The organism is Streptomyces sp. NPDC031445 (assembly GCF_055581365.1).
The window spans coordinates 259,887-282,761 of the sequence record NZ_JBVIJO010000008.1 but is presented as its reverse complement, the minus strand read 5'-3'; the positions used below and the strand labels follow the sequence as shown (position 1 = coordinate 282,761).

Here is a 22,875-nt window from a genome sequence, read left to right as displayed (position 1 = left end):
CCCCGAATCATCCTCCTGGGCGGGCCGGTTGTGCGGCTTCCAGGAGTCCGGCGAGTTCCACCAGGTCGGTGCCGGTGAGACGGGGCAGGGTGCAGCCGGGCAGGACGCGGCAGGCGTCCCGCCAGGTCGCGGGAATGGCCGCGCCGCCGCCGAGGGCGCCGGTGAGCGCGCCGGCGAGGGCGGGCGCGGAGTCGGCGACCCGGGACAGGCAGGCGGCGGCCGGTACGGCCTCGGCGATCCGGCCCCGGGCCGCGGTGGCCAGGGCGAGCGCGACGGGGACGGTCTCGGCGGCGGCGATGCCGTAGCTGTAGACGTGGTCGACGATCTGGTGTTCCAGGAGGGGGACGAGGGCGAACGCGGACCCGCTGTCCTCGGCCAGGGCCAGGGCGTGGCGGACGTTGCGGCCGATCTCGGTGTCCGCCGGGAGTTCGGCGAGCGCGGCGGTCACGCAGGTGTCGGTGTCCGCGTCGGCGAGGGCGAGGGAGAGGGACGCCGCCATGGCCCGCGCGCCGTGCACGCCGTCGCCGTCCTGGGTGTAGCGGGCGTCGAACTCGGCGAGCGCGGCGGCCTGTCGCGGGTCGCCGGGGTGGGCGACGGCGAGGACGCAGGCGCGGACGCAGGCCGCGTCGTCGAAGTAGTGCGGGTTGTCGTGGCCGGTGGCGGGCGGGCGCAGGCCGGTGGCGAGGTTGCCGAGGCCGGCGCGGACGGAGATGCGGGCGCGCAGCGGCAGGACGGCGGACTCGATCTCCGGGGCGCGGTCCGCCGCGGCGGCGACCTCGGAGGCGACGGCGGTCCAGGTGAGGTCGATGGCGGCGCGCATACGGCGGGCCCGGCTGAGGTCGCCGAGGGCGTCGTCGTCGCCGGCGCGCAGGACCGCCTCCGCGGCGAACGCCGCCCACTCGGCGTCGTCGGAGGGGCCGAGGCGGAGGGGTTCGGGGGGCTGGTTGAGGGCGATCGGCACCGGGAGGGTGGTGGTGGCGTTCTGCTCGGCGAAGGTGTCCAGCTCCCGGGTGAGGCGGCGGGTCCACTCGGGCATGCGGACGGCGCGGTGCCGGGCGGCGGGCCAGCCGGCGGCGTCTCCGGCGGCGAGGCCGAGGAGGAGGCCCTCGATACGGCGCGCTGTCACGGCCGGCCCTCGCCGTCCGGTTGCCCCGCGTGCCCGGTACCCACGAGGGGGCTCCGCTCCCCGGACCCCCGGTCCGCCGCCCGCCCGCCGTCCGGCGCGGCCGGCCGAGAGGCGGGGGGAGGGGGCGGGAGGAGTCCGGTGGGCCGGGCGGCGTCGGGCACGGGGAGGAGTTCGGCCGGCTGGACGGCGTCGGGCAGGGGGAGGGGCCCGGCCGGCTCCAGCGCACCCTCGGCCGCTGCCCGCTCCCCCTTCACCACGGCCGCCGGCCGGACCGCCGCCAAGGGCGCTGCCACGGCCGCCGGGATCACCTCCCGTTTCCCCGCCGCCCCGGCCGCCGTCCCTGCCGTGCCCGCCTGCGCCGCCGTCAGCAGGAGGTCCGCCACGTCCAGTACGTGGTGGCCGGTGATGGACGGCAGGCAGCGGCCCCGGGCCGGGCCGATCGCGGACGACCAGTGCGGCGGGATCGCCGGGAGGCCCTGGGTGGCGCCGGACAGGGCGCCCGCCACCGCCGCCGTCGTGTCCGCGTCACGGCCCATGTTGACGGCCGTCAGGACCGCCTCCCGGAAGTCGCCGTCGGCCGCGGCGTACGCGCCGAAGGCGAGGGCGACCGCTTCCGGGGCCAGGTCGGTCCAGGGGTAGCCGCCGATGACGACCGCGGAGCGCACCGCGCGTTCGCCGCGGTGCGCCACCGACACCGCGCGCCGCAGGGAGCGGGCCGTCCAGGAGTCGTCCGGGATCACCGCGAGGGCGGCGGCGATCACCACCGGGACCGCCGCGCCGGTCATCGCCGCCGCCACGCCCGCCGCGACCGCCTGGCCACCGTAGATGCCCTCCCCCTCGTGGCTGACGGAGCCGTCGACGGCCACCAGCCGGGCCGCTTCGGCGGGACGCCCGGCGGCGAAGACCCCGAAGGGCGCCGCCCGCATGGCCAGCCCGTCGCTCCAGGCGTGCCGGTGCTGCGCCGAGATGGGGGCGGCGAGGCCGCGGCGGAGGTTCTCCAGCGTGCCGCGCTCGCTGAAGCCCGCGCCGCGGAAGTGCCCCTCCGCCCGGTCGGCGATCCACTCGTGCCAGGCCGCCTCGACATGCTCCGGGGTGAGCGCCGAGCCGTGCCGGGCCAGCAGCAGACCGGAGAAGATCGCGTACTCGGTGTCGTCCGTGCCGTACGGCTGCTCGCTGACGTATCCGGTGATCCGGCCCCAGCGGGCGCGGATCTCGGAGGGCCTGAGGTTCTCCGCCGGTGCGCCCAGCGCGTCCCCGACGGCCAGGCCCAGCAGCGCACCGCGGGCCCGTTCGCGGAGTCCGGCGGCGTCACCGGGCGCCGGGGCCCGGGGAGTGCGGGCGATCGATGCCATGGGCGGCCTCCTTCGGCGGGTCCCACGGGACCCTCTGCGGATGTGTCCCACGGGAGGCGGCCGCGTGAGCCGGGGGCGGGGCTCTGTCACCCGGTCAGCATCTGAGATAGCAATCGCACATATGAGCGCTCACGGAAGAAGTCGCAGGTTAGCCCAGCCTTTCCTTGCTGGCGCTAGGGAAATGAAGAGCGTAGGTTCTGTGTTGTCGAAATATAGAACTCGTCCAAAGTTAGCTTTGGCTTAGCTTCCCTGGGGGTCCCGGATGGCCATTCTCGACACCGAGGCCGCGCTGCACGAGGCGCACCGCGACAACCACACGCACCGCGACGTGAACGGCGGATGGCTGCGCCCCGCCGTCTTCGGCGCCATGGACGGTCTCGTCTCCAACCTGGCCCTGATGACGGGCGTGGCCGGCGGATCCGTGAGCCAGCACACCATCATCATCACCGGTTTCGCGGGGCTCGCGGCCGGCGCCTTCTCCATGGCGGCCGGCGAGTACACCTCCGTCGCCTCCCAGCGGGAACTCGTCGAGGCGGAACTCGACGTCGAGCGCCGCGAGCTGCGCCGGCACCCGCAGGACGAGGAGGACGAGCTGGCCGCGCTGTACGTGGCCCGCGGGGTCGAGCCCGGACTGGCCCGGCAGGTCGCCCGGCAGCTCTCCGCGGACCCCGAGCAGGCCCTGGAGATCCACGCCCGCGAGGAACTGGGCATCGACCCCGGGGACCTGCCCTCGCCGCTGGTCGCCGCCGTCTCGTCCTTCGGCTCGTTCGCGCTCGGCGCCCTGCTGCCCCTCCTGCCGTACCTGCTCGGCGCGACCGCGCTGTGGCCCGCCGTCCTGCTGGCCCTCGCCGGTCTCTTCGGGTGCGGTGCCGTCGTGGCCAAGGTGACCGCGCGCAGCTGGTGGTTCAGCGGCCTGCGGCAGCTCGCGCTCGGTGGCGCGGCGGCCGGTGTGACGTACGTCCTGGGCACTCTGTTCGGAACGGCCGTAGGATAGCTCGACCGGTACCTATGCGATGGGCCGCATAACTACCCGTTACTCGCTGGTTTCGAGCGCGTGACCACCGGGCATGAGCCGTAAGCGCTGTGGGCAATGACGCCTGCCGCACCCCCGCGGGGCGGGCGACGACGCCCTCCCCGGACCCCCTCCGGACCGCCGGACGCCGATCCGACCGATCGCGTCCGCAACGGTCCCCCCGTAAGCCGTCGGCCGCCTCCGCGCGGCCCCCGCCGCCACCGCACGGCACCGCCGTCCCGGCACGGCGCCGCGCCGCCCCCGCACGGCACCCGCCGCGTCCGAGCGGCACCCGGCTCGCGACTGCGGCGTCCGCATGCTGGAACGGTGTTTCCGGTTCCCGAGAACCGCTCCATCATGTAACCTGCACGAAATTTTGATCTCATCGCAGATCTCACGCAGAGGGCCAACGTCGTCCCTCGGCACCTGCCACATGCCACATGACGACGACGGGAGAGCCGATGCGTACGCCGCGCCAGCCGTCCCAGCATTCCGCGAATGGCCAGAACTGGTCGTTCATGGATGCTCGCCCTGCTGCGCAGGGTATGTACGACCCCCGCAACGAACACGACGCGTGCGGCGTCGGTTTCGTCGCCACCCTCACCGGCGAGGCGTCCCACACCCTGGTCGAGCAGGCCCTCACCGTCCTGCGCAACCTGGAGCACCGTGGTGCCACCGGTTCCGAGCCCGACTCCGGCGACGGCGCGGGCATCCTCTCGCAGGTGCCGGACGCCTTCCTCCGCGAAGTGACCGGTTTCGACCTTCCCGCGGCCGGCTCCTATGCCGTAGGCATCGCCTTCCTGCCGGAGGACGGGACCGAGGACGCCGTCTCACACATCGAGACGATCGCCGCCGACGAGGGACTGACCGTCCTCGGCTGGCGCGAGGTCCCGGTCGCCCCCGAGCTGCTGGGCGCCACCGCCCGCTCCACCATGCCGGTCTTCCGGCAGGTCTTCGTCACCGCGGGCGCCAGCGAGGGCATCGCGCTGGACCGCAAGGCGTTCGTGCTGCGCAAGCGCGCCGAACGCGAGGCCGGGGTCTACTTCCCGTCCCTGTCCGCCCGGACGATCGTCTACAAGGGCATGCTGACCACCGGCCAGCTGGAGCCCTTCTTCCCGGACCTGTCCGACCGCCGCTTCGCCTCCGCGATCGCGCTCGTGCACTCCCGGTTCTCCACGAACACCTTCCCGTCGTGGCCGCTCGCGCACCCGTACCGCTTCGTCGCGCACAACGGTGAGATCAACACCGTCAAGGGCAACCGCAACTGGATGCGCGCCCGCGAGTCCCAGCTCGTCTCCGACCTGTTCGGTTCCGACGAGAAGAACATCGAGCGGATCTTCCCCGTCTGTACCCCGGACGCCTCCGACTCCGCCTCCTTCGACGAGGTCCTGGAGCTGCTGCACCTCGGCGGCCGTTCGCTGCCGCACTCCGTGCTGATGATGATCCCGGAGGCGTGGGAGAACCACGCCTCCATGGACCCGGCCCGGCGCGCCTTCTACCAGTTCCACTCCACGCTCATGGAGCCCTGGGACGGCCCCGCCTGCGTCACCTTCACCGACGGCACCCAGGTCGGCGCCGTGCTCGACCGCAACGGCCTGCGCCCCGGCCGCTACTGGGTCACCGACGACGGCCTCGTCGTCCTCGGCTCCGAGGTCGGCGTCCTCGACATCGACCCGGCCAGGGTCGTCCGCAAGGGCCGCCTCCAGCCCGGCAGGATGTTCCTCGTCGACACCGCCGAGCACCGCATCATCGAGGACGACGAGATCAAGGCGTCCCTCGCCGCGGAGAAGCCGTACACCGAGTGGCTGGAGGCCGGCGAGATCGAGCTGGGCGACCTGCCCGAGCGCGAGCACATCGTCCACACCCACGCCTCGGTCACCCGCCGCCAGCAGACCTTCGGCTACACCGAGGAGGAGCTGCGCGTCATCCTCGCCCCGATGGCCCGCACCGGCGCCGAGCCGATCGGCTCCATGGGCACGGACTCGCCGATCGCGGCCCTGTCCGAGCGCCCGCGGCTGCTCTTCGACTACTTCACCCAGCTGTTCGCGCAGGTCACCAACCCGCCGCTGGACGCGATCCGCGAGGAGCTGGTCACCTCCCTGCGCTCGTCGCTGGGCCCGCAGGGCAACCTGCTGGAGCCGACCGCCGCCTCCTGCCGGTCCGTCGTGCTGCCCTTCCCGGTCATCGACAACGACGAGCTGGCCAAGCTCATCCACATCAACGCCGACGGCGACATGCCCGGCTTCAAGGCCGCCACGCTGTCCGGCCTGTACCGGGTCTCCGGCGGCGGTGAGGCCCTCGCCGCCCGCATCGAGGAGATCTGCGCCGAGGCCGACGCGGCCATCGGGAACGGCGCCCGTCTGATCGTCCTGTCCGACCGGCACTCCGACGCCGAGCACGCGCCGATCCCGTCGCTGCTGCTCACCGCGGCCGTCCACCACCACCTCATCCGCACCAAGCAGCGCACCCAGGTGGGCCTGCTGGTCGAGGCCGGCGACGTCCGCGAGGTCCACCACGTCGCCCTGCTCATCGGCTACGGCGCCGCCGCCGTCAACCCGTACCTGGCGATGGAGTCGGTGGAGGACCTGCTGCGCGCGGGCACCTTCATCAACGGCATCGAGCCCGAGAAGGCCATCCGCAACCTGATCTACGCCCTGGGCAAGGGCGTCCTGAAGGTCATGTCCAAGATGGGCATCTCCACCGTCGCCTCCTACCGCGGCGCCCAGGTCTTCGAGGCCGTCGGCCTGGACGAGACCTTCGTGGAGGAGTACTTCAACGGCACCGCCACCAAGATCGGCGGCGTCGGCATCGACGTCATCGCCCAGGAGGTCGCCGCCCGCCACGCCAAGGCCTACCCGGCCTCCGGCATCGCCCCGGCGCACCGCGCGCTGGAGATCGGCGGCGAGTACCAGTGGCGCCGCGAGGGCGAGCCGCACCTGTTCGACCCCGAGACGGTCTTCCGCCTGCAGCACTCCACCCGCACCGGCCGGTACGACATCTTCAAGAAGTACACCGGTCGGGTGAACGAGCAGTCCGAGCGCCTGATGACGCTGCGCGGCCTGTTCGGCTTCAAGTCCGGCCGGCAGCCGATCCCCCTCGACGAGGTCGAGCCGGCGAGCGAGATCGTCAAGCGGTTCTCGACGGGCGCGATGTCGTACGGCTCCATCTCCAAGGAGGCGCACGAGACCCTCGCCATCGCCATGAACCAGCTGGGCGGCAAGTCCAACACCGGTGAGGGCGGCGAGGACCCGGAGCGCCTGTACGACCCGGCGCGCCGCTCGGCGATCAAGCAGGTCGCCTCCGGCCGCTTCGGCGTGACCTCCGAGTACCTGGTCAACGCGGACGACATCCAGATCAAGATGGCCCAGGGCGCCAAGCCCGGCGAGGGCGGCCAGCTGCCCGGCCACAAGGTGTACCCGTGGGTCGCCAGGACCCGGCACTCCACGCCGGGCGTCGGCCTGATCTCCCCGCCGCCGCACCACGACATCTACTCCATCGAGGACCTGGCCCAGCTGATCCACGACCTGAAGAACGCGAACCCGCAGGCGCGGATCCACGTGAAGCTGGTCTCCGAGGTCGGCGTCGGCACGGTCGCGGCCGGTGTGTCCAAGGCGCACGCGGACGTCGTGCTCATCTCCGGTCACGACGGCGGCACGGGCGCCTCCCCGCTGACCTCCCTGAAGCACGCGGGCGGCCCCTGGGAGCTCGGCCTCGCCGAGACCCAGCAGACCCTGCTGCTCAACGGCCTGCGCGACCGCATCGTCGTGCAGACCGACGGCCAGCTGAAGACCGGCCGCGACGTGGTCATCGCCGCGCTGCTCGGCGCCGAGGAGTTCGGTTTCGCGACCGCGCCGCTCGTCGTCTCCGGCTGCGTGATGATGCGCGTGTGCCACCTGGACACCTGCCCGGTCGGCATCGCCACCCAGAACCCGACGCTGCGCGACCGCTTCGCCGGCAAGGCCGAGTACGTGGTGAACTTCTTCCAGTTCATCGCGGAGGAGGTCCGCGAGCTCCTCGCCGAGCTGGGCTTCCGCTCGATCGAGGAGGCCGTCGGCCACGCCGAGGTGCTGGACGTCGAGCGCGCGGTCGACCACTGGAAGGCGCAGGGCCTGGACCTGGAGCCGCTGTTCCACGTGCCGGACCTGCCCGAGGGCGCGGTCCGCCACCGGCTGGTCGCCCAGGACCACGGCCTGGAGAAGGCCCTGGACAACGAGCTGATCAAGCTCGCCGCCGACGCGCTCGGCGCGTCGGACGCCACCGAGGCACAGCCGGTGCGCGCCCAGGTCGCCATCCGCAACATCAACCGCACGGTCGGCACCATGCTCGGCCACGAGGTGACGAAGAAGTTCGGCGGCGCGGGCCTGCCCGACGACACCATCGACATCACCTTCACCGGCTCGGCCGGCCAGTCCTTCGGCGCCTTCCTGCCGCGCGGTGTCACGCTCCGCCTGGAGGGCGACGCCAACGACTACGTCGGCAAGGGCCTCTCCGGCGGCCGGATCATCGTCCGCCCGGACCGGGCCGCCGACCACCTCGCCGAGTACTCGACCATCGCGGGCAACACCATCGCCTACGGCGCCACCGGCGGCGAGCTGTTCCTGCGCGGCCGTAGCGGTGAGCGGTTCTGCGTCCGCAACTCCGGCGCGCTGGTCGTCTCGGAGGGCGTGGGCGACCACGGCTGCGAGTACATGACCGGCGGTCACGCGGTCGTCCTCGGCCCGACCGGCCGCAACTTCGCGGCGGGCATGTCCGGCGGCGTCGCCTACGTCGTCGACCTCGACCGCGACAACGTCAACGCCGGCAACGCCGGCTCCGTCGAGGCGCTGGACGACACCGACAAGCAGTGGCTGCACGAGGTGGTGCGCCGCCACGCCGAGGAGACCGGCTCGACGGTCGCCGAGAAGCTGCTCGCCGACTGGGACACGGCCGTGGAGCGGTTCAGCAAGATCATCCCCAGCACGTACAAGGCAGTGCTCGCCGCCAAGGACGCCGCCGAGCGAGCCGGTCTCACCGAGACCGAGATCACCGAGAAGATGATGGAGGCGGCGATCAATGGCTGACCCGAAGGGCTTCCTGAACCACGGCCGTGAGGTCGCCAAGACCCGTCCCGTCGAAGAGCGCAAGAAGGACTGGAACGAGGTCTACGTCCCCGGCTCGCTGCTGCCGATCATCAGCAAGCAGGCCAGCCGGTGCATGGACTGCGGCATCCCGTTCTGCCACAACGGCTGTCCGCTGGGGAACCTGATCCCCGAGTGGAACGACTACGCCTACCGCGAGGACTGGGCCGCCGCCCAGGAGCGGCTGCACGCGACCAACAACTTCCCGGAGTTCACCGGCCGCCTCTGCCCGGCCCCCTGCGAGTCGGCGTGCGTGCTGGGCATCAACCAGCCGCCGGTCACCATCAAGAACGTCGAGGTCTCGATCATCGACAAGGCGTGGGAGACCGGGGACGTCGCCCCGCAGATCCCCGAGCGCCTGTCCGGCAAGACGGTCGCGGTCATCGGCTCCGGCCCGGCGGGTCTCGCCGCCGCCCAGCAGCTGACCCGGGCCGGCCACACGGTCGCCGTCTACGAGCGCGCGGACCGCGTCGGAGGCCTCCTGCGGTACGGCATCCCCGAGTTCAAGATGGAGAAGCGGCACATCAACCGCCGCATCGAGCAGATGCGCGCGGAGGGCACCCGCTTCCGCACCGGCGTGGAGATCGGCCGCGACATCAACGCCCGCGACCTGAAGAAGCGGTACGACGCGGTCGTCCTGGCCGTCGGCGCCACGACCGCCCGCGACCTGCCGGTGCCCGGCCGCGAGCTCAAGGGCGTCTACCAGGCCATGGAGTACCTGCCGCTGGCCAACAAGGTCCAGGAGGGCGACTACGTCACCCCGCCGGTCTCGGCCGAGGGCAAGCACGTCGTCGTCATCGGCGGCGGCGACACCGGCGCGGACTGCGTGGGCACCGCCCACCGGCAGGGCGCGGCCTCCGTCACCCAGCTGGAGATCATGCCCCGCCCGAGCGACGAGCGGCACCCGACGAACCAGCCCTGGCCGACCTTCCCGATGCTCTACAAGGTCACCAGCGCCCACGAGGAGGGCGGCGAGCGGGTCTACTCCGTCTCCACCACCCACTTCGAGGGCGACGAGGACGGCAACGTGCAGTGGCTGCACCTCACCGAGGTGGAGTTCATCGACGGCAGGCTCACCCCCAAGCCGGGCACCGAGCGCAAGATCCCGGCCCAGCTGGTGACCCTCGCCATGGGCTTCACCGGCACCGACCGGGACAACGGCCTGGTGGAGCAGTTCGGCCTGGACCTCGACGAACGCGGTAACATCGCCCGCGACGCCGACTTCCAGACCAACGTGCCGGGTGTGTTCGTCGCCGGTGACGCCGGCCGCGGCCAGTCCCTCATCGTGTGGGCGATCGCGGAGGGCCGCTCGGCCGCCCGCGGAGTCGACCGCTTCCTGACCGGAGCCAGCGACCTGCCGGCCCCGATCCGCCCGACGGACCGCGCCCTGGCGGTCTGACGCGCGCACAACGGACCCCAGGTCCCGCACAGACGTCCCGTACAAAGGCGTACGGAACATGAACGGCGCCTGCCCGCCTGTCCCCGACCGGACGACTGGGCAGGCGTCGTCGCATGTACGCCGTACGGGTACGCTCGGGCGCCGGAACAGCCAAGGGGGGATCATGGCCGCGATCAGCCTGCGCAAGGTGGAGGAGACCGCGCCCGCGCTGGCCGGCGCCTACCGGTCGGCGGGGGTGTCGCTGCGCAAGCACGGCCTGGACGGGCTGCGGGCCGCCGTCTACCTCGTCCTCGACCACTCCGGCTCGATGCGGCCGTACTACCAGGACGGCAGCGTGCAGGCGCTCGCCGACCGGGTGCTGGGGCTGTCCGCGCACCTGGACGACGACGGCCGCGTGCCCGTCGTGCTCTTCTCCACGGACATCGACGCGGTCACCGACATCACCCTCGCCGGACACCAGGGCCGGATCGAGCGGATCGTGGCCGGCCTCGGCCACATGGGCAGGACCAGCTACCACCTGGCGATGGACGCCGTCATCGACCACTACCTGGACAGCGGCGCCACCGCCCCCGCCCTCGTCGTCTTCCAGACCGACGGCGGCCCGATCAGCAAGCCCGCCGCCGAACGCTACCTCTGCAAGGCCGCGCGGCTCCCGCTGTTCTGGCAGTTCGTCGGCTTCGGAGACCCGGACAGCCGGCAGTTCGACTTCCTGCGCAAGCTGGACGAACTCCCCGTGCCCGGCAAACGGATCGTGGACAACGCCGGCTTCTTCCACGCCGGCCCGGAGCCGAGCCGGGTCTCCGACGCCGAACTGTACGACCGTCTCGTCGGCGAGTTCCCCAGGTGGCTCGCGGCCGCCCGCGCGGCGGGCGTCGTACCGCCGGACCGCCACGCGCCCGCCTTCTAGCGCCCGGGACGGCTCGGCGAGGCTACGTGTCGCACTCCAGCACCGACCGGCACAACCCGCACCGCGCCCGTACCCGCCCCCGCACCGGCACCCTGATCCGCTGGTGGCAGGTCGGGCACGGGAAGGTCACCCCGAGCCGGCCGCCGCTGTCGGAGGCGAAGGCGTACGGGGCGGCCGGCGGGGCGCCGGAGGCGTGCCGGCGGTCGTGGGCGTAGCGGCGGCGGCCCGCCCACCCGGCCCCGGTCAGCGGCGGCTGCTGCCCGTCCTGGCGGGCCCGGGCCATCCCCTTGACGTAGGCGGTGTAGGCCTGCGGGCTGGTGAACCACACCGAGGGGTCCTCCTGGAACAGCAGGGCCCGCTTGGCCAGGACGTAACCGAACTCCTCCGGGGTGAGGTAGCCGAGTTTCTGTGACGAGACCCCGTCCTCCCGGTAGGCGTCCAGCAGCAGCCAGCCCGCGCCCAGATAGGTCGTCGTCGTGTCCGTGAGGATCTCGTTCTCCGCCGTGCCGGGGAAGGCGAGACCCAGACGGTGCAGGTAGACGTGCGCCACCTCGTGGGCGAGCGCGGCACCGATGTCCCTGCGATGGGTGCGGAACCGGTCGTTCAGCTCCACGAAGTACTCGGGACCCGCCGCGAGTTCGACGTTCGCCGCGTGGGTCATCTCCCGGAAGCCGACGATCAGCCGCGCGTCCGGCAGCCGGAAGTGCCGCACCATCTCCCGGGCCACGCGCTGCGCGCCCAGATGCAGGTCGTCGGTGTCGCAGAAGGCCACGTCGGCCGGGGCCACGCTGGCCGAGAACGTCTCGATGGTGTCGCGGGACAGGCGCCGGTACAGCGCCGTGACGGCGGCCCGCACCGTCTCCAGGTGCGGGTAGCCGTGCTGGACCGGACCGCCGTTCGCCACGTCGGCACCCCCAGAAGCCGCCGGAACTCCCTACCACTGTAGGGCGGGACGGCAGCACGGGAAGCACGTCGTCGGACGGCCGCCGTACGGTCGCCACCCGGACGGCAGGCGGGAGCGGCCCGGTGGGCGTTCGGCGCACGGACGGCAGCCGGGAAGGGGCCTCCGCCAGTGGCCGTCAGCCGGGCAGCACGCCCGAAGCGTCCCGGCGGGTGGCCGGACACCGGGACAGCGGCAGGGAAGGGCCCAGCCCGGCGGCCGTACCCCCGCCGGCAGGCGGAAGCGGCGCGCTCGGTGCCGCCACACCGGCTCCCGCCGCGGGCCCGGTCCGGACGGTGCGCCGCCGTCCGGATCCGGCAGCCAGACCTCCTCCGCGCCCTCCGCGGCACCGGCCCGGGCACGTCCAGCGACCGCTGCGGGCCCACCGCCCGGCAACGCCCCAGGGCCGCCGGTGATCCACTCTCCGGACACCCCATAGGGCCCTGCCCCCGGAACGCATAGGGTGAACCCCCATGACCACCAGCAACACCGGCACCGGTGCCGGCGACCCCCAGGTCCGCCAGGAACTGGAGCGGCTGCGCGACAGCATCGACAACATCGACGCGGCCGTCGTCCACATGCTCGCCGAGCGCTTCAAGTGCACCCAGCAGGTCGGCCGGCTCAAGGCGCTGCACCAGCTGCCGCCCGCCGACCCGGCCCGCGAGGCCCGGCAGATCGAACGGCTGCGCCGCCTCGCCGAGAACGCCAAACTCGACCCGGCCTTCGCCGAGAAGTTCCTGAACTTCATCATCGCCGAGGTGATCCGGCACCACGAACGCATCGCCGAGGACACCCACAACGGACAGCCGGCGCACGAGGACTGAACAGGGCCCCGGCCGGGACACCGCAGGGGTCCGGCCGGGTGAGTGACCACGAGGGCGCGCAGGGGACAAAAGCCGTGTACCGATCCGCCCCTGTGCGCTGTCGGCCCCATCAGGCAGCATGGCCTGCATGTCCGTACTCACGCGCGACGAAGCGCAGCTCCGAGCACAGTTCCTCGACGTCCACCGGTACACCGTCGAACTCGATCTCACGACCGGTGACGAGACCTTCGCATCGCGTACCGCGATCCGCTTCACGGCGCGGTCCGACGGGGACACGTTCGTCGAGCTGAAGCCCGCCGAGCTGCGCGGCGTCACGCTCGACGGACAGCCCCTCGACCCCGAGTCCCTGAGCGAGGACCGGCTGCCGCTGAAGAACCTCACCGCCGGCGAGCACGAGCTGCGCGTCGACGCGGTCATGCGCTACTCCCGCACCGGCGAGGGCATGCACCGCTTCACCGACCCCAGCGACGGCGAGACCTACGTCTACACCCAGATGTTCCTGGACGACGTCCAGCGCATCTTCGCCGTTTTCGACCAGCCCGACCTGAAGGCCGTCTTCGAGGTCTCCGTCAAGGCACCCGAAGGCTGGAGCGTCCTCGCCAACGGCGTCACCGAACACCGCGGCGACGGCCTCTGGCAGGCCGCGCCCACCCCCATGATCTCCACCTACCTCGTCGCCGTCGCCGCCGGCCCCTGGCACTCCGTGCGCACCGAACACCGCGGACTGCCCTTCGGCATCCACTGCCGCCGCTCCCTCGCGCCCCACCTCGACACCGACGCCGACGAGATCCTCGACATCACGCGCGCGTGCTTCGACCGCTACCACGAGAAGTTCGAGGAGCCCTACCCCTTCGACTCCTACGACCAGGCGTTCGTCCCCGAGTTCAACGCGGGCGCCATGGAGAACCCGGGCCTGGTCACCTTCCGCGACGAATTCGTCTACCGCTCCGCCGTCACCGACACCGAGCGGCAGACCCGCGCCATGGTCATCGCCCACGAGATGGCCCACATGTGGTTCGGCGACCTCGTCACCCTCAAGTGGTGGGACGACATCTGGCTGAACGAGTCCTTCGCCGAGTACATGGGCTACCAGACCACCGCCGAGGCCACCCGCTTCACCGACCCCTGGACCGAGTTCGGCGTCACCCGCAAGTCCTGGGGCTACGACGCCGACCAGCGGCCCACCACCCACCCGGTCGCCCCCGAGAACGTCGACGACACGGCCTCCGCCCTGCTCAACTTCGACGGCATCTCCTACGCCAAGGGCGCCTCCGCGCTGCGCCAGCTGGCCGCCTGGCTCGGCGAGAAGGACTTCCTCGCCGGCATCAACACCCACTTCGCCCGGCACAAGTTCGGCAACGCCACCCTCGCCGACTTCATCGACTCCCTCGCCTCCGCCACCGACCGCGACGTGCACGCCTGGGCCGACAGCTGGCTGCGCACCACCGGCGTCGACACCCTCACCCCGCGGATCGCCCCCACCGGCGGCACCTGCGCGCTGACCGCCGACCGCGCCGGCAGCCGCCCGCACCGACTCAGCGCCGGCCTGTACGACCACGACGTCGCCGAGCAGGGCCGGCTGCTGCTGCGCGAGCGCATCGCCCTCGACGTCCCGCAGAGCACGCCGCAGCCCATCGGCAAGCGCCCCGCCCTCGTCCTGCTCAACGACGGCGACCTCACCTACGCCAAGATCCGCTTCGACACCGCCTCCTTCGACACCCTGCGCACCAGCCTGTCCGGCCTGCCCGACCCGCTCACCCGCGCGGTCGTCTGGAACGCCCTCAGGGACGCCGTCCGCGACGGCGAACTCGCGCCCGCCGCCTACCTGGAGACGGCCCGCGCCCACCTGCCCCGCGAGACCGACCTGGCCGTCGCCGAGGGCGTCCTCGCCTTCGCCGCCGGCCAGCTCGCCGACCAGTACCTGACACCCCAGGACCGCCCGGCCGCCCTGGCCACCCTCACCTCGCTCTGCCGCGACCTGCTGCGGCGCACCGAGGACGGCGACCACCCCGGCCTGCGGCTGATCGCCGTCCGGCACCTGATCGACGTCGCCGCCCACCCGGAGACCATCGCCGCCTGGCTCGCCGACGGCACGGTCCCCGGCGGACCCGAACTCGACCCCGAACTGCGCTGGCGCATCCTCGCCCGGCTCGCCGTCCTCGGCGCCACCGACGAGGACGCCCTCGCCACCGAGCTGGCCCGCGACCCGAGCGCCACCGGCCAGGAAGGCGCCGCCCGCTGCCGCGCCGCCCTGCCCGACCCGGAGGCCAAACGCGCCGCCTGGGAGGCGATGTTCGCCGGCGACGACCTGTCCAACTACCTCTTCACGGCCACCGCCCAGGGCTTCTGGCAGCCCGAACAGGCCGAACTGGTACGGGAGTACGTACCGCGCTTCTACACGGACGCGGTCGCCGTCGCCGCCCGCCGCGGCCCCGCCATCGCCGTCGCCGCCGGCCGCTGGTGCTTCCCGGCCCACGCCGTCGACGCGGAGAACGTCCGCCTCGGCGAGGCCTGCCTGCGCGACGCCGACCTCATCCCGGCCCTGCGCCGCACCCTCGCCGACCGTCTGGACGACCTGTCCCGCGCCCTGAAGGTGCGCGGCGCGGACCGGGCGGAGTAGCAGCCGGCCGGCCCGGGCCGGCACCGCCCCTGTGACCCGGGACCGGCCGGTCCCCGCCGACGACGCGGCGGACCGGCCGCCGCCCCCTCCGGCACGCACGGCCGGGGACCGGCGAAGCCCGCGCGGACGGCACCGCGTTCGTGGCGGCCGGCACGACCGGCTGCCCCAGCCGGCCGACGTGGCGCGGTCGGCTGGTGCGCGGCGCCTTCATGGCGCTGTCCTTCGGGGGTGAGGGGCTGTTCCCGTGCGGCGGCCCGCGAGGGCCACCGCACACGCCGCCGGCCACCGGGCGCGGACCGGGGGAAACCGGCCCCCAACCCCTCGCAGGGGTACGGCAGTACACACTTTCGGGTTCCGTTCGCCCGGCTTCCGGGACACAAGGCCCCCTTCCGGTACAAGCTGGAACTCCACCCACACGCCGGAAGCCCCGGGCCCTGGACGCCCGCCGGACGTCCCCCTGCCCGGAGGAGAGCCCATGAGCGCAGGAGAGCCCACGAGCCTGCCGCCCCTCGCCTCCGGCCCCACCGGCCCCGACGCCCTGCGGCCCCTCCTCGACACCGTGCTCGACGCCCTCGCCGCCGGCCACGACGAACGCGGCGGACCGCTGCCCCCCGGCGGACCCGACGCCGTCGCCACCCGCGTCGCCGACGCCCTCGGCGACGTCCTGCCCGACACCGGCGACCCGGACGCCCTGCGCACCCTCGTGCACGCGCTCGCCGCGGGCTCCGCCGACCCCGCCGACCCGCTGTGCGCGGCCCACCTGCACTGCCCGCCGCTCGCCGTGGCCGCCGCCGCCGACCTCGCCGCCAGCGCCCTCAACCCCTCCCTGGACTCCTGGGACCAGGCCCCGGCCGCCTCCGCCCTCGAAGCCGTCGTCACCCGCACCCTCGCCCGCACCGCCGGGCTCGCCGACGCCCTCGTCACCACCGGCGGCACCGAGTCCAACCAGCTCGCCCTGCTGCTCGCCCGCGAAGCACACGGCGGCGTACGCCTCGTGTGCGGCACGAACGCCCACCACTCGCTGCCCCGCGCCGCCTGGCTGCTCGGCCTGCCCGACCCGGTCGTCATCCCCGCACCGGGCGGCACCCTCGACCCGGCCGCCCTCCACCAGACCCTCACCGCGCTCCCCGGCCCCCTGCTCGTCGCCGCCACCGCCGGCACCACCGACGCCGGCCTCATCGACCCGCTGCCCGAGATCGCCGGCCTGTGCACCGCCCACGGCGCCCGGCTGCACATCGACGCGGCCTACGGCGGCGGCCTGCTCTTCAGCGACCGGCACCGCGACAGACTCGCCGGACTCGAAGCCGCCCACACCGTCACCCTCGACCTGCACAAACTCGGCTGGCAGCCCATCGCCGCCGGACTCCTCGCCGTCGCCCGCCCCCACGAACTCACCGCACTCCACCAGCGCGCCGACTACCTCAACGCCGACGACGACACCGACGCCGGACTCCCCGACCTGCTCGGCCGCTCACCGCGCACCAGCCGCCGCCCCGACATCCTGAAGATCGCCGTCACCCTGAAGGCACTGGGCCGCAGCGGACTCGGCGCCCTGGCCGACCAGGTCTGCGCCCGGGCCCGCGAGTTCGCCGCACTGATCCGCGAACACCCCGGCTTCGACCTCTACGACCGCCCCGCCATCAGCACCGTCCTCTTCCGGCCCGCCGAGACCGACGACGACACCGTGGCCGCCGTACGCCGACGCCTCCTCCACGAGGGCCGGGCCGTCCTCGGCCGCGCCCGGCTCGACGGCCGGCTCTGGCTCAAGGCCACCGTCCTCAACCCCCACACCCGGCCGGACGACCTCACCCACCTGCTCAAACTCGTCGAAATCGCCGAAAGAAGCCTCCCCCGATGACCCACCCCCCACACCCCGAACCCACCTCCCCACGCGACCTGGTCGGCGTCGGCATCGGCCCCAGCAACCTCTCCCTCGCCGCGCTCGCCCAGCCGCTCGCCGAACTCGACGCCGTCTTCTACGAACAGCGCCCCGACTTCGACTGGCACCCCGGCCTGCTCGTCGACGGCGCCACCGTGCAAGTCCCGTTCCTCGCCGACCTGGTGACCCTCGCCGACCCCACCAGCCCCTGGAGCTTCCTCAACTACCTCAAGACCCGCGAACGGCTCTTCCCCTTCTACTTCTCCGAGCACCTCCACATCCAGCGCGCCGAGTACGACGCCTACGGCCGCTGGGTCGCCGGGCACCTGCCCGGACTGCGCTTCCGCCACCAGGTCGACGGCGTCCGCTGGAACCCCGAACAGGACGTCTTCGAAGTCGACTTCACCCAGCTCGGCGCCGACGGGGAGGCCGAGGCCCTCGGCCGCACCTACGCCCGCAACGTCGTCCTCGGCATCGGCACCGCCCCCTACGTGCCCGACCCACTCAAACCCCTGGTGGACGCGCCCGGCGTGCCCGTCGTCCACGCCGCCCACTACCTCGAACACCGCGACGGCATCCTCGCCGCCGGACACGTCACCGTCGTCGGCTCCGGGCAGTCCGGCGCCGAGGTCTTCCTGGACCTGCTCCGGCACCGCCCGGCCGGCCAGGAGAAACTGCACTGGATCGGCCGTACCGAGGCGTTCGCGCCCATGGAGTACTCCAAGCTCGGCCTGGAACACTTCACACCCGACTACACGCGCTACTTCCACGCCCTCGCCGAGCCCGTCCGCGACCGGCTGGTCGCCGCCCAGTGGCAGCTGTACAAGGGCATCGACGCCGGAACCCTCGCCGCCATCCACGACGAGCTGTACCGGCGCACCCTGCACGGCGGCTGGCCCGACGCCGTCCTCACCCCCGGCGTCCGCGTCCGCACCGCCGGCCGGATCGCCACCAGCAAGATCGAGCTGCACCTGGAGCACGTCCAGCAGGACAGCCGCTCCCGGCTCACCACCGACGCCGTCGTCCTCGCCACCGGCTACCGAGAACGTCCCCTCGACCGCATCCTCGCCGGACTCGACCCCTACATCCGCCGCGACAGCGGCGAACGCCCGCGCGTCGACGAGGAGTACCGCCTCGTGCTCGACCCCTCGGTCACCGGCTCGGTCTACGTCCAGAACGCCGAACTGCACACCCACGGCGTCGGCGCCCCCGACCTCGGCCTCACCGCCTGGCGCAGCGCCACCATCCTCAACGCGCTCACCGGGAAGGAGCCGTACCCGCTGCCGGCCCGGACCGCCTTCACCTCCTTCGGACTTCAGGAGCCGGCGGCCCGGGTACCGCAGGGCAGGCAACCGCAGCGGCTCACCCCGCTCGTCGAGGGCAGGTGAGCGCCGCCCCGGAAGGGTGACCCCTAGAACACCGGCTTGCCGTCACGCACCAGCTTCCAGTCCACCGACGCGAAGTCCTTCGGGTCCAGAACACCCTTCGCGGTCACCCACTCGGCGATCCGGGTGCGGATCTCCGTCGACTCCGACCACAGCTCCTTGGCGGTGGCGACGTGCGGGAAGGCACCGCCGCCGTTGGCCCGGTAGTTGTTCACCGCCAGCACGAACTGCTGGGCGTCGTCCAGCGCGGCCCCGCCGAAGTTCAGGTTCCTGATCCGCGACCCGGCCGGCTGGGCGATGTCGATGTCGTACGACAGACCCGAGACGTAGTCGTAGTTGTAGTCCGGGCGGCCACCGGCGTTGGTCAGCTTCTCCACGTCCACCGTGGCGTCCGCGGCCGTCTGGACGTAGTACTCCGCCGAGTACTCCAGGTAGGCGCGGACCTGGGCGCCCGTCAGCAGCTTGGCGACCAGCGTGTTGTCGTACACGTACAGGCTCGACAGGTCCCGGATGGTGACGTCACCGGCCGGGATCTGCGAGGTCCGGGAGAACGGCGACGCCTGGGCGATCACCGGCAGCGAGGCGTACGCCGTACCCGCGAGCGCCGCCTTGACCACGTCCTCCTGGACCTTGGTGATCAGGTCGATGATCGGGGCGTCCTTGTAGCGGGCCTCCACGGTCGTCAGGGTCTCGGTCGCCCGGCCCACGACCTGGTTGACGTACGCCACGACCTTCTCGTGCTCGTCGGTGAGCAGCTTCGTGATCTTCGGGTCGTCGGCGACCGTGTTGGAGTTGCGCAGCGAGGCGGAGACCGACTCGACCTCCCAGCGGCCCTTGCTGAACACCAGCTCGATGTCGAAGAGGCTCAGCCGCTCGGCGAAGCACAGCGGCTCGGACAGCACGACCGTCTTCCCGGTCTGCTCGTTGACGACCTTCAGCTCCGGGATCTCCAGGTGCGCGTGCCCGACCAGGATCGCGTCGATGCCCGGCACCTGCTTGGCCACATTGGCCGCCGCGTCCTCCACGTACGGCACCTGGTCGCCGTACGACGACGTGCCCGAGGTACCCGAGTGCGCCGAGACGACGACCACGTCGGCACCCATCGACCTCAGCTTCGGCACCCACTTGGCCGCCTGCTCCTCCAGGCCCGGGAACGCCAGCTTGCCCTGGACGTACGCCTTGTCCCAGATCGCGATGCCCGGGTTGGTCAGGCCGAGGACGGCGACCTTGACCGGCTTGGCGCCCGGCACGTGGAAGGTCTTCATGAAGTACGGCGGGAAGGCGGGCCTCAGCGTCTTCGCGTCCACCGCGTTGGCGCCGAGCAGCGGGAAGTCGAGCTGGTCCTCGAACTTCCGCAGCGTCTCGATGCCGTAGTTGAACTCGTGGTTGCCGAGCGCCGCCGCGTCGTACCCGATCGCGTTCATCGCCTGCGCCATCGGGTGCACCGGGCCGCCCTTGGCGGTGATCGGGTCCACCTTGGCGTAGTAGTAGGTGAGCGGGGTGCCCTGGATGGTGTCACCGGCGTCCAGGAGCAGGGTGTTGCAGCGGCCCTTCTCCTTGCGCACCTGCTCGACCAGGGTGGAGATCCGGGCCAGGCCCATCGCGTTGCCCGCCTTGTCGGCGTACTCGGCGTCCTTGAAGTAGTCCCAGTTGAAGACGTGCCCGTGCAGGTCGGTGGTGCCCATGACGGTCAGGGAGTACCGCTTCTCGGGATGCCCCGGCTTCCCCTTCTCCGCCGCCTCGGCCGCCGGAGCCGCCGCCGCGCCGGCGATCGCCACTCCCGCTCCGGTGGCGGCGGACTTCTTCAGGAACTTCCGGCGGTTCAACGGCATGTCTCGGTCTCCTTGGCGGTGAACAACAACGCGCGTAGATTCTGACCTGGGCATGACTTGCGGCAACAGGTCCGGAAGGTTGCGATCTGGTGACCATCGCTCATAGGAGCGAACCGCCGCACAATTCAACACTTGTCAATAACCCTTCGCCGAAAGTCCGTTGAGTAGTCATACGGCGCCAATTCCCTACCCGCCGGTAAGCCATAGGCTCGACCCATGCGCCGAGCGAAAATCGTTTGCACCCTGGGGCCCGCCACCGACTCGTACGACCAGATCAAGGCACTGGTCGAGGCCGGAATGGACGTCGCCCGGTTCAACCTCAGCCACGGCACCCACGCCGAACACGAGGAGCGGTACCAGCGCGTGCGAAAGGCGGCCGACGAGACCGGCCGCAGCGTCGGAATCCTCGCCGACCTTCAGGGCCCGAAGATCCGGCTCGGCCGCTTCACCGAAGGCCCCGTACTCCTTGAACGCGGCGACACCTTCACCATCACCGTGGAAGAAGGCGCCGACGGCGACCGCCACCGCTGCGGCACCACCCACGCCGGCCTCGCCACCGACGTCACCCCCGGCGAACGCATCCTCGTGGACGACGGCAAGGTCTCCCTGGAGGTCACCGACGTCGACGGCCCCCGCGTACACACCCGCGTGGTCGAGGGCGGCGTCATCTCCGACCACAAGGGCCTGAACCTCCCCGGCGTGGCCGTCTCCGTCCCCGCCCTCTCCAAGAAGGACGAGGACGACCTGCGCTGGGCGCTGCGCACCGGCTTCGACGTCATCGCCCTCTCCTTCGTCCGCAACGGCGACGACGTCGTGGACGTGCACCGGATCATGGCCGACGAGGGCCGCCGCCTCCCCGTGATCGCCAAGATCGAGAAGCCGCAGGCCGTGGCCGACCTCGACGGCATCGTGGCCGCCTTCGACGGGCTGATGGTCGCGCGCGGCGACCTCGGCGTGGAGATGCCGCTGGAACAGGTGCCGATCGTCCAGAAGCGCGCCATCAAGCTCGCCAAGCGCAACGCCAAACCGGTGATCGTCGCCACCCAGATGCTCGACTCGATGATCGAGAACTCCCGGCCCACCCGCGCCGAGGCCTCCGACGTCGCCAACGCCGTCCTCGACGGCACGGACGCGGTCATGCTCTCCGGCGAGACCAGCGTCGGCAAATACCCCGTCGAGACCGTACGCACCATGGCGAAGATCGTCGAGGCGGCCGAGGAGGACATGCTGGCGGCGGGCCTGCCGCCGCTCACCGAACGGAACAAACCGCGCACCCAGGGCGGCGCCGTCGCCCGGGCCGCCGCCGAAATGGGCGACTTCCTCGGCGCGAAGTTCCTGGTCGCGTTCACCCAGTCCGGGGACACCGCCCGCCGCCTGTCCCGCTACCGCTCCCCGATCCCTCTCCTGGCCTTCACCCCGGAGCCGGCCACCCGCTCCCAGCTCAGCCTCACGTGGGGCGCGGAGACCTTCCTCGGTCCGCACGTGGACTCCACCGACGCGATGGTCGACCAGGTGGACGAACTGCTCCTGAAGTACGGCCGCTGCCAGAAGGGTGACGTCGTGGTCATCACGGCCGGCTCCCCGCCCGGCGTCTCCGGCTCCACCAACATGGTCCGGGTCCACCACATCGGCGAGGACGACAGCCCGAAGTGACGACCGGGCGCCTCTCGGGGGGGCCTGTTCAGTGCTTGGGGCCGACGTGGGTGTCCATGAGGGTGACGGAGGCCTTGCGCGCTATGGAGACGGTCACGGCCGCTCGGCTCTGGTTGAGCGTCTTCCACTCGACACCGACTTCGTCGAGAGTGTCGGTGAAGAGGCGGACGATGTCGGCCGAGGTGTTGGTGAAGAAGTAGCGCGGATACTCGTACCGCTTGCGCTCACCGCCGACGAGCCGGGTCGTCCAGTTGGTGATGCGGCAGCCGTCGGAATGGACGAGGCCCCGGATGAACTCCCACGGGTGGCCGTCGACGATGGCCCGCTGCCAGGGCTCCAGGACGATGGGGCGCTCGTGCTTCTTGCCGGGGCCGTGCTGGGGGAAGAGGCAGTGCAGGTGTTTCGAGTAGACCTTCACGTCGCTGCAGCCGGTCCTGCGGACACGGCAGACCCTGTTGTCCGGGAAGACCGTGCGCATCGCTGTCTCACAGGCGTCCATGAGACCCGGCCACACCTCAGTGCAGCTGATCATCAGATTGGGGACGCGGTGCTGTGAGTAGTGGCTGATGTGCCCGTCACCGAGGTACAGCCCGAGCAGGTAGCTGTACGCAGCCTCGTCCAGCTCCCGTCCGTGGCAACGTGGGCAGGGCGGATCGTGACGACCTGGGCATTCACCCCGTTTCGCCCGGTCCAGATGCTTCCAATAGCCGACCGTCCCCACGGGGACGTTCAGCTCGCGGGCCACGTCGGCGTTCTTCGCACCGCCGCGCAGCAGCGTGAGCGCCCTTTGTCGCACGTCTGTGCCATGAATGTTCATGCGACCACTCTG

14 protein-coding genes are annotated in these 22,875 nt (G+C 72.1%); 9 read left to right on the top strand and 5 right to left on the bottom strand.

The window, feature by feature from the left end; all coding sequences use genetic code 11:
• Positions 1–7 precede the first annotated feature (7 nt).
• Both ACZ5DC_RS22615 and ACZ5DC_RS22610 read right to left on the bottom strand, forming a co-directional pair.
• A complete protein-coding gene (locus ACZ5DC_RS22615) occupies positions 8–1,126 on the bottom strand; it encodes an ADP-ribosylglycohydrolase family protein (protein ID WP_468655320.1) in 1,119 nt (372 codons plus the stop codon).
• Entirely contained in the window at positions 1,123–2,478 is a 1,356-nt protein-coding gene (locus tag ACZ5DC_RS22610) for an ADP-ribosylglycohydrolase family protein (RefSeq protein WP_468655318.1), read from the bottom strand. The genes ACZ5DC_RS22615 and ACZ5DC_RS22610 overlap by 4 nt, the downstream gene beginning before the upstream one ends.
• 262 nt (positions 2,479–2,740) lie before the next feature.
• Between ACZ5DC_RS22610 and ACZ5DC_RS22605 the strand changes: the two genes are divergently transcribed.
• From ACZ5DC_RS22605 to ACZ5DC_RS22590, 4 genes are all read left to right on the top strand, one after another.
• Positions 2,741–3,472, top strand: a complete 732-nt coding sequence (locus ACZ5DC_RS22605) for a VIT1/CCC1 transporter family protein (protein ID WP_468655316.1) — start codon at positions 2,741–2,743, stop codon at positions 3,470–3,472.
• A 479-nt stretch (positions 3,473–3,951) separates the two neighbouring features.
• The gene (gene gltB, locus ACZ5DC_RS22600; protein WP_468655314.1) at positions 3,952–8,550 is read left to right on the top strand and encodes a glutamate synthase large subunit; all 4,599 of its coding nucleotides are present in this window, start codon (positions 3,952–3,954) and stop codon (positions 8,548–8,550) included.
• A complete protein-coding gene (locus ACZ5DC_RS22595) occupies positions 8,543–10,006 on the top strand; it encodes a glutamate synthase subunit beta (protein ID WP_468655312.1) in 1,464 nt (487 codons plus the stop codon). Before gltB ends, ACZ5DC_RS22595 begins: the two co-directional genes overlap by 8 nt.
• A gap of 163 nt (positions 10,007–10,169) precedes the next feature.
• Positions 10,170–10,913: a vWA domain-containing protein gene (locus ACZ5DC_RS22590; RefSeq protein ID WP_468655310.1), complete on the top strand. Its 744-nt coding sequence runs from the start codon at positions 10,170–10,172 to the stop codon at positions 10,911–10,913.
• A 22-nt stretch (positions 10,914–10,935) separates the two neighbouring features.
• Here ACZ5DC_RS22590 and ACZ5DC_RS22585 read toward each other — a convergent pair whose 3' ends face one another.
• Positions 10,936–11,817, bottom strand: a complete 882-nt coding sequence (locus ACZ5DC_RS22585; protein ID WP_468655308.1) for a hypothetical protein — start codon at positions 11,815–11,817, stop codon at positions 10,936–10,938.
• Between the two features lie 509 nt (positions 11,818–12,326).
• Between ACZ5DC_RS22585 and ACZ5DC_RS22580 the strand changes: the two genes are divergently transcribed.
• The 4 genes from ACZ5DC_RS22580 to ACZ5DC_RS22565 all read left to right on the top strand — a co-directional run bounded on the left by ACZ5DC_RS22580 (position 12,327) and on the right by ACZ5DC_RS22565 (position 18,564).
• The gene (locus ACZ5DC_RS22580; protein ID WP_366751377.1) at positions 12,327–12,677 is read left to right on the top strand and encodes a chorismate mutase; all 351 of its coding nucleotides are present in this window, start codon (positions 12,327–12,329) and stop codon (positions 12,675–12,677) included.
• A 127-nt stretch (positions 12,678–12,804) separates the two neighbouring features.
• A complete protein-coding gene (gene pepN / locus ACZ5DC_RS22575) occupies positions 12,805–15,297 on the top strand; it encodes an aminopeptidase N (protein ID WP_468655306.1) in 2,493 nt (830 codons plus the stop codon).
• Between the two features lie 475 nt (positions 15,298–15,772).
• On the top strand, positions 15,773–17,155 hold the full coding sequence (locus ACZ5DC_RS22570) for a pyridoxal phosphate-dependent decarboxylase family protein (protein WP_468655304.1): 1,383 nt from the start codon (positions 15,773–15,775) through the stop codon (positions 17,153–17,155).
• The gene (locus ACZ5DC_RS22565; protein WP_468655302.1) at positions 17,152–18,564 is read left to right on the top strand and encodes a lysine N(6)-hydroxylase/L-ornithine N(5)-oxygenase family protein; all 1,413 of its coding nucleotides are present in this window, start codon (positions 17,152–17,154) and stop codon (positions 18,562–18,564) included. The genes ACZ5DC_RS22570 and ACZ5DC_RS22565 overlap by 4 nt, the downstream gene beginning before the upstream one ends.
• Before the next feature lie 23 nt (positions 18,565–18,587).
• Here ACZ5DC_RS22565 and ACZ5DC_RS22560 read toward each other — a convergent pair whose 3' ends face one another.
• The gene (locus ACZ5DC_RS22560) at positions 18,588–20,393 is read right to left on the bottom strand and encodes a bifunctional metallophosphatase/5'-nucleotidase (RefSeq protein WP_468655300.1); all 1,806 of its coding nucleotides are present in this window, start codon (positions 20,391–20,393) and stop codon (positions 18,588–18,590) included.
• A gap of 216 nt (positions 20,394–20,609) precedes the next feature.
• On the opposite strand from ACZ5DC_RS22560, the gene pyk reads away from it, so the two are divergent.
• Positions 20,610–22,046, top strand: coding sequence for a pyruvate kinase (gene pyk / locus ACZ5DC_RS22555; protein ID WP_366751372.1), 1,437 nt, complete (start codon positions 20,610–20,612; stop codon positions 22,044–22,046).
• Positions 22,047–22,074: 28 nt separating this feature from the next.
• Here the strand turns inward: pyk and ACZ5DC_RS22550 are convergent, their stop codons facing one another.
• The gene (locus tag ACZ5DC_RS22550; protein ID WP_468655298.1) at positions 22,075–22,863 is read right to left on the bottom strand and encodes a helix-turn-helix domain-containing protein; all 789 of its coding nucleotides are present in this window, start codon (positions 22,861–22,863) and stop codon (positions 22,075–22,077) included.
• Positions 22,864–22,875: the final 12 nt, after the last annotated feature.

Bases quoted from the DNA above. Each gene is read 5' to 3' on its own strand.
- ACZ5DC_RS22610 (WP_468655318.1), bottom strand. From the start codon at position 2,478: ATGGCATCGATCGCCCGCACTCCCCGGGCCCCGGCGCCCGGTGACGCC.
- ACZ5DC_RS22605 (WP_468655316.1), top strand. From the start codon at position 2,741: ATGGCCATTCTCGACACCGAGGCCGCGCTGCACGAGGCGCACCGCGAC.
- gltB (WP_468655314.1), top strand. From the start codon at position 3,952: ATGCGTACGCCGCGCCAGCCGTCCCAGCATTCCGCGAATGGCCAGAAC.
- ACZ5DC_RS22595 (WP_468655312.1), top strand. From the start codon at position 8,543: ATGGCTGACCCGAAGGGCTTCCTGAACCACGGCCGTGAGGTCGCCAAG.
- ACZ5DC_RS22590 (WP_468655310.1), top strand. From the start codon at position 10,170: ATGGCCGCGATCAGCCTGCGCAAGGTGGAGGAGACCGCGCCCGCGCTG.
- ACZ5DC_RS22580 (WP_366751377.1), top strand. From the start codon at position 12,327: ATGACCACCAGCAACACCGGCACCGGTGCCGGCGACCCCCAGGTCCGC.
- pepN (WP_468655306.1), top strand. From the start codon at position 12,805: ATGTCCGTACTCACGCGCGACGAAGCGCAGCTCCGAGCACAGTTCCTC.
- ACZ5DC_RS22570 (WP_468655304.1), top strand. From the start codon at position 15,773: ATGAGCGCAGGAGAGCCCACGAGCCTGCCGCCCCTCGCCTCCGGCCCC.
- ACZ5DC_RS22565 (WP_468655302.1), top strand. From the start codon at position 17,152: ATGACCCACCCCCCACACCCCGAACCCACCTCCCCACGCGACCTGGTC.
- ACZ5DC_RS22560 (WP_468655300.1), bottom strand. From the start codon at position 20,393: ATGCCGTTGAACCGCCGGAAGTTCCTGAAGAAGTCCGCCGCCACCGGA.
- pyk (WP_366751372.1), top strand. From the start codon at position 20,610: ATGCGCCGAGCGAAAATCGTTTGCACCCTGGGGCCCGCCACCGACTCG.
- ACZ5DC_RS22550 (WP_468655298.1), bottom strand. From the start codon at position 22,863: ATGAACATTCATGGCACAGACGTGCGACAAAGGGCGCTCACGCTGCTG.